13 protein-coding genes are annotated in these 14,348 nt (G+C 67.4%); 1 reads left to right on the top strand and 12 read right to left on the bottom strand.

The features are described 5' to 3' along the window. Positions 1-24: 24 nt before the first annotated feature. The 3 genes from lysS to CR157_RS07280 form a co-directional block, all read right to left on the bottom strand. A complete protein-coding gene (gene lysS / locus CR157_RS07290; protein WP_110282906.1) occupies positions 25-1,566 on the bottom strand; it encodes a lysine--tRNA ligase in 1,542 nt (513 codons plus the stop codon). Between the two features lie 105 nt (positions 1,567-1,671). Further along, positions 1,672-2,770 (bottom strand): peptide chain release factor 2 gene (gene prfB, locus CR157_RS07285; protein ID WP_110282905.1). Its coding sequence is split into 2 segments (ribosomal slippage): positions 1,672-2,694 and positions 2,696-2,770, totalling 1,098 coding nucleotides; the frame shifts between segments, so codons are not numbered across the junction. 180 nt (positions 2,771-2,950) lie between these two features. Beyond that, positions 2,951-4,291, bottom strand: a complete 1,341-nt coding sequence (locus tag CR157_RS07280) for an OmpP1/FadL family transporter (RefSeq protein WP_110282904.1) — start codon at positions 4,289-4,291, stop codon at positions 2,951-2,953. A 414-nt stretch (positions 4,292-4,705) separates the two neighbouring features. Here CR157_RS07280 and CR157_RS07275 point away from each other — a divergent pair, with 414 nt between their 5' ends. After that, positions 4,706-5,125: a VOC family protein gene (locus CR157_RS07275; protein ID WP_110282903.1), complete on the top strand. Its 420-nt coding sequence runs from the start codon at positions 4,706-4,708 to the stop codon at positions 5,123-5,125. A 113-nt stretch (positions 5,126-5,238) separates the two neighbouring features. Here the strand turns inward: CR157_RS07275 and CR157_RS07270 are convergent, their stop codons facing one another. From CR157_RS07270 to rpsP, 9 genes are all read right to left on the bottom strand, one after another. Further along, positions 5,239-7,035 carry a single-stranded-DNA-specific exonuclease RecJ gene (locus CR157_RS07270; RefSeq protein WP_110283445.1) on the bottom strand — a complete coding sequence of 599 codons (1,797 nt, stop codon included), beginning with the start codon at positions 7,033-7,035 and terminating at the stop codon, positions 5,239-5,241. 242 nt (positions 7,036-7,277) lie between these two features. After that, positions 7,278-8,666, bottom strand: a complete 1,389-nt coding sequence (gene thrC, locus CR157_RS07265; protein ID WP_110282902.1) for a threonine synthase — start codon at positions 8,664-8,666, stop codon at positions 7,278-7,280. Positions 8,667-8,907: 241 nt separating this feature from the next. Further along, complete coding sequence (locus CR157_RS07260) at positions 8,908-10,224, bottom strand: homoserine dehydrogenase (RefSeq protein ID WP_110282901.1); 1,317 nt, start codon at positions 10,222-10,224, stop codon at positions 8,908-8,910. A 100-nt stretch (positions 10,225-10,324) separates the two neighbouring features. Continuing rightward, on the bottom strand, positions 10,325-11,062 hold the full coding sequence (locus tag CR157_RS07255) for a DsbC family protein (protein ID WP_110282900.1): 738 nt from the start codon (positions 11,060-11,062) through the stop codon (positions 10,325-10,327). A 2-nt stretch (positions 11,063-11,064) separates the two neighbouring features. Beyond that, positions 11,065-11,967 (bottom strand): site-specific tyrosine recombinase XerD, encoded by a 903-nt coding sequence (gene xerD / locus CR157_RS07250; RefSeq protein WP_110282899.1) that lies wholly within the window; start codon positions 11,965-11,967, stop codon positions 11,065-11,067. Between the two features lie 119 nt (positions 11,968-12,086). Continuing rightward, positions 12,087-12,443 carry a 50S ribosomal protein L19 gene (rplS, locus tag CR157_RS07245; RefSeq protein WP_110282898.1) on the bottom strand — a complete coding sequence of 119 codons (357 nt, stop codon included), beginning with the start codon at positions 12,441-12,443 and terminating at the stop codon, positions 12,087-12,089. Between the two features lie 156 nt (positions 12,444-12,599). Continuing rightward, on the bottom strand, positions 12,600-13,361 hold the full coding sequence (gene trmD / locus CR157_RS07240; protein WP_110282897.1) for a tRNA (guanosine(37)-N1)-methyltransferase TrmD: 762 nt from the start codon (positions 13,359-13,361) through the stop codon (positions 12,600-12,602). A 47-nt stretch (positions 13,362-13,408) separates the two neighbouring features. After that, positions 13,409-13,957, bottom strand: a complete 549-nt coding sequence (gene rimM, locus CR157_RS07235) for a ribosome maturation factor RimM (RefSeq protein WP_110282896.1) — start codon at positions 13,955-13,957, stop codon at positions 13,409-13,411. Positions 13,958-14,000: 43 nt separating this feature from the next. Then, positions 14,001-14,249, bottom strand: coding sequence for a 30S ribosomal protein S16 (gene rpsP / locus CR157_RS07230; RefSeq protein WP_110282895.1), 249 nt, complete (start codon positions 14,247-14,249; stop codon positions 14,001-14,003). Positions 14,250-14,348 lie beyond the last annotated feature (99 nt).

Raw genomic sequence — 14,348 nt, 5'->3', positions numbered from 1 at the left:
GGCGCTCGCGGCGCCCCTTACCAACTATTCCACCGCCTCGGGGCGCATGGCCGGGAACAGCAGCACGTCGCGGATCGAGGCGCTGTCGGTGAACAGCATCACCAGCCGGTCGATGCCGATGCCCTCGCCCGCCGTGGGCGGCAGGCCGTACTCCAGGGCCCGCACGTAGTCGGCGTCGTAGAACATCGCCTCGAGATCGCCGGCCTCCTTCTCCGCCGCCTGGGCGCGGAAGCGTTCGGCCTGGTCCTCGGCGTCGTTGAGCTCCGAGAAACCGTTGGCGATCTCGCGACCGCCGACGAAGAACTCGAAGCGCTCGGTGACGAAGGGATCGTTGTCCTTGCGTCGCGCCAGGGGGCTCACCTCGGTGGGATACTCGGTGATGAAGGTCGGCTGCTGCAGGCGATGCTCGACGGTCTTCTCGAAGATCTCGATCTGAACCTTGCCCAGCCCCCAGCCATCCTTGACGTCGATGTCCAGGCGCTCGGCGATCTGGCGCGCGGCCGACTCGTCGGCCAGCGCCTCGGCCTGGATCTCCGGGTTGAACTGGAGAATCGCGTCGAACACGCTGATCCGTCTCAGTCGCTGGCCGAAATCGTACTCGAAGGTCTCCAGCACCTCGCCCTCGGCATTGCGCACGGTGTTGACCACGGTGGTGGTGCCGAGCACCTGCCGGGCGACGCTGCGCAGCATCTCCTCGGTGAGATCCATCAGGTCATGGTAGTTCGCATGGGCCTGATAGAACTCGATCATGGTGAACTCGGGGTTGTGCCGGGTGGAAAGCCCCTCGTTGCGGAAGTTGCGGTTGATCTCGAAGACCCGCTCGAAGCCCCCCACTACCAGGCGCTTGAGGTAGAGCTCGGGCGCGATGCGCAGGTACATGTCGATGTCCAGCGCATTGTGGTGGGTGACGAAGGGGCGCGCAGCGGCACCGCCGGGAATCGGCTGCAGCATGGGGGTCTCCACCTCCATGAAGCTGCGGGCCTCGAAGAAGCGGCGCATGGCGCTGATCACCGCGGCACGCACCTCGAAGGTCCGACGCGAGTCGGCGTTCATGATCAGGTCGACATAGCGCTGACGGTAGCGGGCCTCCATGTCGGTGAGGCCGTGGAACTTGTCGGGCAGCGGGCGCAGGCTCTTGGTCAGCAGCTTCGCCTCGACCATCATCACGTAGAGGTCGCCCTTGCCCGACTTGTGCACCGGCCCGCGGCCGGCCACGATGTCGCCGATGTCCCAACCCTTGACGTCCTCCAGCACCTCTGCCGGCAGCCCCTTCTTGTCGACGTACAGCTGGATCTGGCCCGAGACGTCCTGGATGACGATGAAGGGGCCGCGCTTGCGCATGATCCGGCCGGCGACCCCGGCATGACGGCCCAGGGCCTCGAGCGCCTCCTTCTCCTTGTCACCCAGCTCGGCAGCCAACTCGGCGGCCAGGCTGTCGCGACGGAAGTCGTTGGGGAAGGCGCTCTCGCCGCGGCTCTCGGCCAGCCGGCGACGCTCGGCCAGCTTGGCGCGGCGCTCGGCGATCAGGCGATTTTCGTCGTGTTGAGGTGAATCCTGGTTGGCCATTACGCTACCTGTAAAGAATGAGCTACGGGCCACGGGCCACGGGTTACGGGCCACGAGCGATAAGGGACGATGTTTCGCTCGCAGCTCGTCGCTCGAGGCTCGTGGCTACAGTCCTTGCTTGAGACTGGCTTCGATGAACGGGTCCAGATCGCCGTCGAGCACCTTGTCGCAGTTGCTGGTCTGCACCCCGGTGCGCAGGTCCTTGATGCGCTGGTCATCGAGCACGTAGGAGCGGATCTGGCTGCCCCAGCCGATGTCCGCCTTGGAGTCCTCGGCCTCCTGCTTGGCGGCGTTGCGCTTCTGCATCTCGTGCTCCCACAGCTTCGCCTTGAGCTGCTTCATGGCGAAGTCGCGGTTGGCGTGCTGGCTGCGCTGGCTCTGGCAAGCCACCACGATGCCGGTCGGCTCGTGGGTGATGCGTACCGCCGAGTCGGTGGTGTTGACGTGCTGGCCGCCGGCGCCGCTGGAGCGGTAGGTATCGGTGCGCAGGTCCGCCGGGTTGATCTCGACCTCGAAGCTGTCATCGACTTCCGGCGAGAGGAACACCGAGGCAAACGACGTGTGGCGGCGGCCGCCGGAGTCGAAGGGGCTCTTGCGCACCAGGCGATGCACGCCGGTCTCGGTGCGCAGCCAGCCGAAGGCGTAGTCGCCCTGGATATGCACCGTCGCCGACTTGATGCCCGCCACCTCGCCGGCGGAGGCCTCGATGATCTCCGCCTTGAAACCGTGATGCTCGGCCCAGCGCAGGTACATGCGCAGCAGCATGTTGGCCCAGTCCTGGGCCTCGGTGCCGCCGGAGCCGGCCTGGATGTCCAGGTAGGCGTTGTTCTGGTCCATCGGGCCGGCGAACATGCGCCGGAACTCGAGCGTCTCGAGGCTGGCCTTGAGCCCGTCGAGCTCCTTCTCGACCTCGGCGACGGTGGCTGCGTCCTCCTCCATCTCGGCCAGCTCCAGCAGGTCGCGGCTGTCACCCAGCCCCTGGTCGAGCTCGTCGATGGTGGCCACGATCTGCTCGAGCGAGGCACGCTCACGGCCGAGCTTCTGGGCATAGTCGGGGTCGTTCCAGACGCCCGGGTCCTCCAGCTCGCGGGTGACTTCCTCTAGCCGATCCTTCTTTTCGGCATAGTCAAAGATACCCCCTCAGGACGTCTGTCCGCTCAGACAGGTCCTTGATGAGGTTATGGACGGGGTTGGTTTCCAGCATGGGGCTCGCCTGAGTCTGCAGTGGAAAATCGGCCGCCGGAGCGCTGGCAGCGAGCCAATGCGCCGACGGCACGGAAAAGGCGATCATTGTAGCGAATGTGCCGCCGCGTCGCATCCACCACGACCCGAGAATACGACCCCGGATCGCCAGCCCCGGCCGAGGCTGGCGGGGACACTGACGTCAGAAGCGATAGTCCACCGAGAGGGCGAAGACATCCGCCGAGACCTCATAGGTCCCCGAGAGGTTGCCCCGCGTCGCGTTCTCCTCCTTGGCCCCATCCTGATTCATGTCGACATCATCGCCGAAGACACGCATATAACCGGCGGTGATGCCCAGGTCGGCGGTCGGCATCCAGGTAGCCCCCAGGGTCGCCCAGGTACGGTCGGCGTCCGGCACCCGCGGGGTGCGGAATTCGCTGCCGGGGATCGGCGTCTCGTCATGACCCAAGCCGGCACGCAGCAACCACTGCGGGGTGAGCGCATAGTTGGCCCCCACCGAGAAGGCCCAGGTATTGTCCCAGTTCTCCTCGGTACGGCTCGGCGCCCTGCCATCCTCGAACTCCACCACCAGTTCGTCGAAGCTGCTCCACTCGGTCCACTCGGCATTGGCCATCAGCGCCAGGCGGTCGGTCAACTGGTGATAGACCCCCAGATTCAGGTTGGCTGGGGTAGTAAGCTCTGCCTTTCCTCCAGTTCCCGTTACGAGGCCTGCGTCAATGGCGCCATCCGAGACGGGATCGGTACCCTTCACCTTCAGCTCGCCATCGAGCGTCAGATCGATTTCCGAACGGTAGCCGATGCCCAGGCGGGTCTTTTCGGTGGCCTGGAACAGGGCCCCGAGGATATAACCATACCCCCAGTCGTCGCCGGTCACTTCGCCAATGACATCGTTCTGCCCAGGGGTGGCACCGGGCAAGCCCTGCATGGCGGCCGCCGACCCGAAGTCGATGGCATTCGAGAGGGTCGCATCGGCATACTGGGCACGCAGGCCAACGGCCAGGTTCAGGCGGTCAGAAGCCCGATAGTTCAGGGTCGGTTGGAAGTCGATGGTCTCGAGCTCGGACTCGATGGCGTGGTAACGCCCGATCCAGTCCTCGTCGTACTTGGTCGACAGGCCATAGGGCGCATAGACGGCCAGGCCAAGATCGAACCGCTCCTTGAGCCGGGTCTTGGCAGCAAAGGACGGCACCAAGGCGGCCTCCCCGCCCTGGCGTGAACCGCCACGGTCAAAATCAAACATTCCCGAGGCATCGGATGCTTCGGCGTTCCTGAGCTCGAAGTCGGCATCGATATAGGCCAGCCCACCGACGACCTGGTTGCCGTCGATATTGCCGAGGGCCGCCGGATTGTAGGCCATGAAGCCGGCATCCTCGGCCCCGGCAGCGGCGTTGGACAGGGCGTTGGCCAGGGTCTTGGCACTCTGCTCACGGACCTGGAAGCCGGAAGCGAAGGCTTGAGAGGCGACCAGAGCGGAGGAGGCAATGGCCACGGCGATGGAGAGCTTGTTGAACTTGTTGTGCATGGTCTCGACGTCCTTTTCCAGATTCGTGCTGGAGCTGGTTGTGTAATGCACCCTCGCCGGGGTGCTGGTGAGCTGCCCCGTTTTCGCCTATTGCACGCCATCGTTCAAGGGCAAACGTTCGTTTTAATCCGAAAATCGCTAATACTTTGGTCGCACGGTCGTTTTAACTCCTGAGCTTTCATTGGGTTAACCAAAATATTTCGACTGCACTCCGGAGAGCACCTTCCGAGCATGAGCGGTGAGTCACCGAAGGGGGTTATCCCTGGGCAATCATCCGATCAACCCGCGAGGCCCGCGATTCCGCTAACCGACAAGCCGAGACGGTGCGCCACTACAGCCGGTGGTTCTGGCTGGCCCGGCGCTGACGGCGACCTGCTAGGCTGAAGGGAAGGAAGCCATCGCCGGGAGGTGGTCATGCCCAAGCTCAACGGCGTGCTGGAAACCGCGCTCTACGTGGAGGACATGGACCGTGCCAGAGCCTTCTTCGAGGGGGTGATGGGACTCGAGCCCTTCAACGCCGACCATCGCTTCACCGCCTATGACGCCGGTGCCGGCTCGGTACTGCTGCTGTTCCTGCGGGGCGAGACGCTGGAGACCGTGGTGCTGCCGAACGACATGGGCACCATCCCCCCCCATGACGGTGCCGGGCGGGTGCACCTGGCCTTCGCCATCGCCGCCCGCGAGCTCGAGACCTGGGAGGCCCAGCTCCACGACCATGGCGTGACCATCGAAGGCCGTACCCACTGGCCACGTGGCGGGGAGAGCCTCTATTTCCGCGACCCGGATGGGCACTTGGTAGAGCTGGCCACCCCCGGGGTCTGGCCGACCTACTGAGACTCTCGCGGAATAACGGCGAAAGCCTGCTCTATCATATTTACCGCGCCCCCGACGACCATCTGGTGGAGCTGGCCACGCCCGGTGTCTGGCCGACTTATTAGGGAACGTCGTCAGGGGGTTCGTTCGGCGTGCTCGATCATCAGCTGCAGCGACTCCCGCCCCCGCCAGCGGTTGCGGTTGAGCTTGTAGGCACAGCGCAGCCGGTCGCCGACGCCGAAGGCCGGGATCTCGCCGGGCGTGAGCGCCCGGAACCAGATCGCCCGGGTGGCGGCGGCGCCGGCGGAGAGCTCGAGCATCAGGTGGCTGCCGTCGGCCCCGACCGGGCGCAGGGCCTCGATCAGGAACTCGCCCTCGAACAGCGGCGCATCGAATTCCCGCCCGTAGGGCCCCAGCACCTCGAGCTCGGCGAGGGTGGCGAGGCTCAACTGGTGCGGGGCCAGCTCGCCGTCGGTGAAGACCCTGGGGTAGAGCTCGGTGTCGCCGAGCTGCTCGGCCACCGCCTGCAGGAAGGCCGCGCGGAACTCTCCCAGCCTGTCCACCGGCACCCCGACCCCCGCCGCGCCGCGATGGCCTCCGAACCGCGGCAGCGCCTCCGGGGCCAGCTCGGAGGTGCGCTGCAGGGCGTCACGCAGGTGCAGCCCCTCGATGGAGCGTCCGGAGCCGGTGAGCATGCCGGGCGCCGCGGCCGGCGTCAGCACCAGGGTCGGCCGGCCGAAGGCCTGCACCAGCCGCGAGGCGACGATCCCCTGCACCCCGGGATGCCCGCTCTCGAGAAACACCACGATGGCCGGCTCGTCGGCAGTCAGCGGCGCCATGGCCAGGGCCCTGGCCTGCTCGGTCATCTCCGCCTCGATGGCCTTGCGCGACTGGTTGTCCTGATCGAGCGTCTCCAGATGGCGATGAGCGATGGCATCGTCTTCGGCAAGCATAAAGTGCAGCGCCGCATAGGGATCGTCGAGCCGCGAACGGGCATTGATCCTCGGGCCCATCTGGAAGGCCAGGGTCTCGGCGTCGAAGGGCACGCTGTCATCGCCCAGCCTGGCCGCCATGGCCCGCCAGCAGGCGGCGTCCATGCGGTTGATCAGGGTCAGGCCGTGGCTGACCACCGCTCGGTTGGCCGCACTGCCCCCCAGCGACACGCAGTCGGCCACGGTGCCCAGCGCCACATAGGAGAGCCAGGGCGACAGCTTGGGCGTGGACGCCGGCAGCACGCCCCACTCGATCAGCACCTGCCGCGCCAGTGACATCGTCAGCCAGGCCACCATGCAGCCGGCGATCGTCGGGTCGGGGTAGTCGCAGTCGTTGCGGGTGGGGTTGACGGTGGCATAGGCCGAGGGCGGCGGCCCCTCCACCGGCAGGGCGTGGTGATCGCTGACCACCACCTCGATGCCGGCCGCCTTGAGCCGGGCGATGCGCGGCTCGTCGCTGCTGCCGCAGTCGGCGGTGATCACCAGGCTCGGCCGCGGCGCGAGCGAGAGGGTCCGTTCCACCAGCGGCAGGCTGATGCCGTAGCCGTCATGGATGCGGTGGCCGATCAGGCTGTGCAGCCGGGCTTCCGGCACCCCGAACAGCTCGACCAGGGTCCGCCGGATCACCACATGGGAGGTGATGCCGTCGACGTCATAGTCGGTGAGGATGCCGACATGCTCGCCGTCGACCACCGCCCGGGCGATGCGCTCGGCGGCACGACGGGCATCCGCCAGGCGCTCGGGATGCGCCAGGTGGCGCAGGCTCGGCGAGACCAGCGGGGCGAGCTCCCCCCGGTAGCCGGCCAACCGCCCGGCCAGTACCCGGGCCTGCAGCTCGGTGAGCCCCTCGGAGCGGGCGCGGGCGTAGAGCGCCTCGTCGCGGGGGCGCGGCTGGATACGCGGCTTCAGCCGCTCATGGAGATCAAGGGGATCGGTCACGGCATCCAAGCCAGACTCCTTTCTCGGCGGTTCTCAGGGTCCACACGACGACGCCCGGTACACCGGGCGTCATATCGAGACAGCAGGAGCACCGAACATGGCACCGAGGCCGCCCCTATGGGGTCAGACCCCAGCCCAGTTGTCCAGCCTGTCAGGGTGCACCTTGCCAAGCGTAGCCGACCCCGCCGGGGTCTGACCCCATAGGGCCCGCCGGCGCCGGCAACATCGTCCCGACCGGGGCCTCAGCGGCGGTTCTCCGCCACGAACTTCTGCACTGCGGCCAGCTCGGCGGGCAGCACGGTATAGCGCTCCTCGCGCTCGAGCAGGTCGTCCATGTGCGGCGGCAGCGGCACGCCCGGGAAGCCCGCCTTGACCACCGCCTCGGCGAACTTGGCCGGATGCGCCGTGGCCAGGGTGATCATCGGCGTCGCGGCATCGGCCCGCACCCGCTCGGCGGCACGGTAGCCGGTGGCGGTATGCGGGTCGAGGATCTCCTGGGTGCGATGGTGCGCCTCGCGGATCACCTCGAGGATGGTGGCGTCATCCACGCTGTGGCTGGCGAACTTCTCGCGCAGGCGGGAGAGCGGTGCGTCGGCCAGCGCCGCCGGCTCGGCCTGGAAGCGCTCGAGCAGGGCGCGCACGGCGTCGCCGTCGCGCTCGTAGGCCTCGAACAGCAGCCGCTCGAAGTTGGACGACACCACGATATCCATGGATGGCGCCAGGGTCGCGACGAGCGCCTTCTTGGAAAAGTCGTTGTCGGCCAGGGTGCGGTGCAGGATGTCGTTGGCGTTGGTGGCGATGACGAACTGCTCCACCGGCAGGCCCATGCGGTAGGCCATGTAGCCGGCGAAGACATTGCCGAAGTTGGCCGAGGGCACGCAGAAGCTCACCGGGCGGTGCGGCGCCCCCAGCGCCACGGCGGAGGCCACGTAGTAGACGATCTGGGCCATGATGCGCGCCCAGTTGATCGAGTTCACCGCCACCAGCCGGGTGCCGTTCAGGAACGACTGGTCGGCGAAGCTCGCCTTGACCATGGCCTGGGCATCGTCGAAGTTGCCCTCGATGGCGACGTTGAAGACGTTGTCGGCGAGCACCGAGGTCATCTGGCGGCGCTGCACCTCGGAGACCCGGTTGTGCGGGTGGAGGATGAAGATGTCGAGGTTGTCGCAGTGGCGGCAGCCCTCGATCGCCGCCGAGCCGGTATCGCCGGAGGTGGCGCCCATGATCACCGCGCGTTCGCCGCGCTTGGCCAGGAAGTGGTCGAGCAGGCGCCCGAGCAGCTGCAGGGCCACGTCCTTGAAGGCCAGGGTCGGGCCATGGAACAGCTCGAGCAGGAAGTGGTTGGCATCGAGCTGGTTGAGCGGCACCACGGCATCGTGGCTGAAGGTGGCGTACGCCTCCGTCACGATCCGCCGGAAGGTCGCGTCGTCGATCTCGCCGTTGACGTAGGGCTGCATCACCCGGAAGGCGATCTCGGCGTAGGAGAGGCCGGCCATGGCGGCCAGGTCGTCATGGCAGAGCGTCGGGATCTCCTCCGGTACGTAGAGACCGCCGTCGCTGGCCATGCCGGTGAGCACGACCTCCTCGAAGGAGAGCGCGGGTGCCTGCCCGCGGGTACTGATATAGCGCATTGTTCGGTTCCTTTGCTCGCTCGGGGCTGATCCGGCGACAAGCCTGCGAGGAGGCGCTGTGAACCCATCCCTGGGCGCTACCGATGCCATCCCTGGCATAGGACCTCCTCTTCGGCTTGTCCCCGGCGCCCCTCGCTACAGATAGCGGCAACAACCCTAGGCAGCTACAAGCTCTCCAGTATCCGCTGGTTTGCTCTTTCAGCTTCAAGCTTATAGCTTACGGCTCCGGGCGAAGCCCGGCTCATTCCTGTTCGTCGAGGGACTCGACGCGGATCCGCGTCACCGGACCGGCGATGTCGGCCAGCGACTCGATGTGCCGGATCGCCTCGTTCATCTGCTTCTCGCGGGTGCGATGGGTCAGCAGGATGATCGGCACCAGCTCGCCCTCGGTGGCCTCCTTCTGGATCAGGGCCTCGATGGAGATGCCCTGCTCGGCGAGGATGGTCGCCACCCGGGCCAGCACCCCGGGGCGATCCACCGCCAGCAGGCGCAGGTAGTAGGCGGTGACGATGTTCTCCATGGGCATGATCGGCATGCCGCCGTCGTCCTCGCCGATGCCGCTGAAGGCCAGGTAGGGCACCCGGTAGTGGTGGTCGGTGGCGATGTCGCGCGCCACGTCGAGCAGGTCCGCGACCACCGCCGAGGCGGTGGGCTCGGCACCGGCGCCGGCCCCGTAGTAGAGGGTCGGGCCCACGGCGTCGCCCATGATGGCGATGGCGTTCTTGACGCCATGCACGTTGGCCAGCAGGCGCTCCTGGGGAATCAGGGTCGGGTGCACGCGCAGTTCGAGGCCGGTCTCGGTGCGCTTGGAGATTCCCAGGTGCTTGATGGTGTAACCCAGATTCTCGGCCTGCTCCACATCCTCGGCGGTGACCCGCGAGATGCCTTCGGTATAGGCCTTCTCGAACTGCAGCGGCACCCCGTAGGCGATGGAGGCGAGGATGGTGAGCTTGTGGGCGGCGTCGATGCCCTCGACGTCGAAGGTCGGATCGGCCTCGGCGTAGCCCAGCGCCTGGGCCTCGGCCAGCACGTCCTCGAAGGCCCGCCCCTCGTCGCGCATGTGGGTGAGGATGTAGTTGCCGGTGCCATTGATGATGCCGGCCACCCATTCGATGCGGTTGGCGCCGAGGCCCTCGCGCAGCGACTTGATCACCGGGATGCCACCGGCCACGGCGGCCTCGAAGGCCACGATCACGCCCTTCTCGTGGGCCGCCTTGAAGATCTCGTTGCCGTGCACGGCGATCAGCGCCTTGTTGGCGGTGACCACGTGCTTGCCGTTCTCGATGGCGGTGAGCACCAGCTCGCGGGCCACTTCGTAGCCGCCAATCAGCTCGACCACCACGTCGATGTCGGGGTTGGTGGCCACCTCGAAGACGTCGGCGGTGGTCTTGATGCCGGTGATGTCACACCCGGGGTTGGAGCTGCGGTAGGCGACCTGCTCGATGACGATCGGGCGCCCCGCGCGGCGAGCGATTTCGTCGGCATTGCGCGTCAGCACGTTGAAGGTCCCGCCACCGACGGTCCCCAGGCCACAGATTCCCACTCTCACCGGTTTCAATGTCTTTCCCCTCTTTGTCGTGCAAGTTGTCGTGCAAGTGTCGCAGCGTAGGTCGAGCGGCCTTCGACGGGCCGCTCGTGACGTGTCGTCGCGGCCCCGGTCACTCCTCCAGGCCCAGCATGGCGGCCAGGCGCTCCGCCGGCACATAGCCGGGCACCAGGCGGCCGTCGGGCAGCACGATGGCCGGCGTGCCCTGGACGCCGAGCTCCATGCCCAGATGATACTGTGACTCGACCGGATTGTCGCAGTCCGCGGCACCCGAGAGGCGCTCCTCCCGCTTGGCCGCGCTCATCGCCTCGGTCGGATTGTCGGCGCACCAGACCTGACGCATCACCCGCGCGCCCTCGCCATTCATGCCGGCCCGCGGAAAGGCCAGGTAGTGCACCTCGATGCCCAGCTCGTTGAGCCGTGGCACCTCCTCGTGGAGCTGGCGGCAGTAGGGGCAGGTGGTGTCGGTGAACACCGTGAGCGTGGCACGGCTTTCGGCGCCGCGGAAGATCACCCGCTCGGCATCGGGAATCTCCGCCAGGCGCTCGGCGCGCTCGGCATTTCGCCCCTGCTCGGTCAGGTTGACCAGGCCCTGGCCGGCGTTCTCGTAGAGATCCCCGACCAGGAAGTGGCGCCCCTCGGCGTCGCTGTAGAAGCTCTCGCCGGTCTCCAGGCGGACCTCATAGAGCCCTTCCATCGGCGTCTCCCGGACGCTCTCCACCGGCATCGGCTGGCCATTCACCGCCAGCCTCTCGGCCAGGCGGGCGGCCGGATCGGCCTGGGCGAGCAGCGGGCCGGCCAGGGTGGCAGCCAGCAGGCCGCCGAGGAATGTCGGGACGTGTCTTCTCATGTTCAGCCTCGCGGATGATGGTCGGCGTGCAGGGCTTCCAGTCGCACCTGCGCCACATGGGTATAGATCTGCGTGGTCGAGAGATCGCTGTGACCGAGCAGCAGCTGTACGACACGCAAGTTGGCCCCATGATTCAACAGATGGGTGGCAAAGGCGTGGCGCAGGGTGTGCGGCGAGAGTGGCCGGTCGATACCGGCGACGCGCGCATGGACCTTGATGCGGTACCAGAAGGCCTGGCGCGTCATCGCTCGATCGCCGCGCCCGGGAAACAGCGCCGGCCGGGTGACATCGGCCATCAGCGCCCCACGGGCGGTACGCAGGTAACGCTCGAGCCAGGCTACCGCCTCCTCCCCGAGCGGCACCAGGCGGTCCTTGTCGCCCTTGCCGCGCACCCGCACCACGCCCTGGCGCAGGTTCAACGCATCGGTGGTCAGCCCCACCAGCTCCGAGACCCGCAGGCCGGCCCCGTAGAGCACCTCGAGCATGGCCCGGTCACGCACCCCCAGGTCGGTGGTCAGGTCGGGCGCCTCGAGCAGCCGCTCGACCTCGGCCTCCTCGAGGGTGTTCGGCAGCGCCGGCCGCACCCGGGGCAGTCGCACCTCGACCAGGGGGTCCGCCGCGATCATGCCCTCCGCCAGCGCCCAGCGATAGAAGCGCCGCAGGCTCGACAGCAGGCGGGCGGTACTGCGCAGTTGGTAGCCGGCCTCGCGGCGCTCGTCGATCCAGGCCGGCAGGGTTCCGGCCCCCGGGGCCAGCAGACGTTCCCCCCGTGCCTCGAGTCGCTTCCCCCAGGCCGCCAGGTCGCGGCGATAGGCGTCCAGGGTGTTGTCGCTCGCCCCCTGCTCGAGCCACAGGCCATCGAGGAAGGCGTCGATCAGTGTGCTCGCGTCATCGCCCGTCGGCATCCGACCTCCCGGGTGGTCCGGCCCTCTACAACGAAACCCCGCCCCGCGGCAGCGGTGACGGGGTTTCGCGATCGGTGCGGGGCATCAGCCCCGGCACCGCAAGCCGGCAGGCCTCGGCCTCAGGCCAGCTTTTCCTTGATGCGGGCGGACTTGCCGCTACGCTCGCGGAGGTAGTACAGCTTGGCCTGGCGCACGTCGCCGCGACGCTTGACGCTCACGGAGTCGACCAGCGGGCTGTAGGTCTGGAAGGTCCGCTCGACGCCGACGCCGTGGGAGATCTTGCGCACGGTGAAGGCGGAGTTCAGGCCGCGGTTGCGCTTGCCGATGACCACGCCCTCGAAGGCCTGCAGACGCTCGCGGCTGCCTTCCTTGACCTTGACCTGCACGACCACGGTGTCACCCGGGGCGAACTCCGGCACCTGCTTGCTCATCTGCTCGGCTTCGAGCGCCTGGATCACCTTGTTCTTGCTGCTCATGACAATGACTCCTCGATAACGTGACTCGCCGGATCCGGTTCGTTGCCGGTGAGTCGTGATCCCGGCGCCCGAGCCGAGGCTCGAGAGCGCGGGAGCTGATTGGTGACACAGGTCCGCGACTCCTCAGGAGTCGGCGTCCTGCACCTCCGCCCTGACCTACCTGGTGGACAGAGCGTATTCCTCGATGAACTCCGCGAGCAGTCGCTGCTGCTCGTCGCTCAACGTCCTGCCCTCGAGCAGGTCGGGACGACGCTGCCAGGTGCGTCCCAGGGACTGCTTCAGCCGCCAGCGCCGGATGGCACCGTGGTTGCCGCTGAGCAGGACCTCCGGCACTCGCCGCCCGTCGATCTCCTCGGGGCGGGTATAGTGCGGGCAGTCCAGCAGCCCGTCGTTGAAGGAGTCCTCGACCGCGGAACCCTGATGGCCCAGCACCCCGGGCACCAGCCTGGCCGCGGCATCGATCAGCACCATGGCCGGCAGCTCGCCGCCGCTGAGCACATAGTCGCCGATCGACCACTCCTCATCGATGTCGCCCTCCACCACGCGCTCATCGATGCCTTCATAGCGCCCGGCCACCACCACCAGGGGGGGGCCCGAGGCCAGCTCCTGCACGCCCGCCTGATCGAGGCGGCGCCCCTGGGGCGACAGGTAGATCACCCTGGGGCGTTCACCGGTGGCGACATGGGCCCGCTCACGGGCGGCATGAATCGCCGCGCGCAGGGTGTCGACCTTCATCAGCATGCCGGGGCCACCGCCGTAGGGGCGGTCATCCACGGTGCGGTGGCGGTCGGTGGCGTAGTCGCGGGGGTTCCAGAACTCCAGCGCGATACGCCCCTTCTCCACCGCCCTCCCGGTGACGCCGTGGCGGGTGATCGCCTCGAACATCTCGGGAAACAGCGACACGACGCCGATCCACATGCCCTGCTCACTTTCCGTGCCCGGGGCTTCCGAGGTCAGGTCGGGACTCAAAACTCGGGGTCCCAGTCGACGCGCATCACGCCGGCCTCGAGATCCACGTCCAGCACCACGTCATCGGGCAGGAAAGGCAGCAGCCGCTCGCGATCGTCTATGGCGTCATCGCCCTGACCCTTCACGACCATGACGTCGTTGGCGCCGGTCTCGAACAGGTAGGCGATGCGCCCGAGCACCACGCCCTCGCGGGTCACCACCTTCAACCCTTCCAGCTGATACCAGTAGTAGTCATCGCCGGAGAGCTCGGGCAGTTCCGCCTTGGGCAGCAGGATCTCGGCGCCGGCCAGGGCCTCGGCCGCCTCGCGGCTGTCGACGCCCTCCAGCAGGGCCACCAGCCCCTTGCCGTGCCGGCGCCCCTGGACCAACCGCCGGCGAACGAGCCGACCGTCGTGGCGCAGGACCCACTCGGCATAGTCGAGGATGCCTTCCATCGGGCCGGTGTACGAATACACCTTGAGCCAGCCCTTGACACCATAGGGGCTGGTCAACTTGCCCAGCACCACATGATCGTCGCTCGGCTGCGCTTGCGCGTTATCGCTCATCGACGACCCCGTGACGGACCTTCAGGCAGGCAAGTCAGGCCCTTCAGGCCTGCTTGCGCGCTTCCTTGACCAGTTCGGCGACGCGGCCGGAGAGCTGCGCGCCCTGGCTCTGCCAGTGGGCGATGCGATCCAGGTCGATGCGCAGGCGTTCTTCCTGACCGCGGGCGATCGGGTTGAAGAAGCCCAGGCGCTCGATAAAGCGGCCATCGCGAGCGTTGCGTGAATCGGTCACGGTCAGGTGGTAGAAGGGACGCTTCTTGGCGCCACCACGTGCCAGACGAATGGTAACCATGGCGTAGTCTGTCCTTCGGTTGAGGTTACGGTTGACTCTGCTGGGCCGCGGCGGTGAGCCACGGGCCTTCAACATTGCTTCTCGAAACGTTTCTGTTCA

Origin of the sequence: Halomonas sp. LBP4 (genome assembly GCF_003202205.1) — a bacterium.
Lineage (GTDB): Bacteria > Pseudomonadota > Gammaproteobacteria > Pseudomonadales > Halomonadaceae > Halomonas > Halomonas flagellata.
Note: the sequence above shows the minus strand (reverse complement) of the source record. Positions and strands in the feature narration are given on the sequence as shown.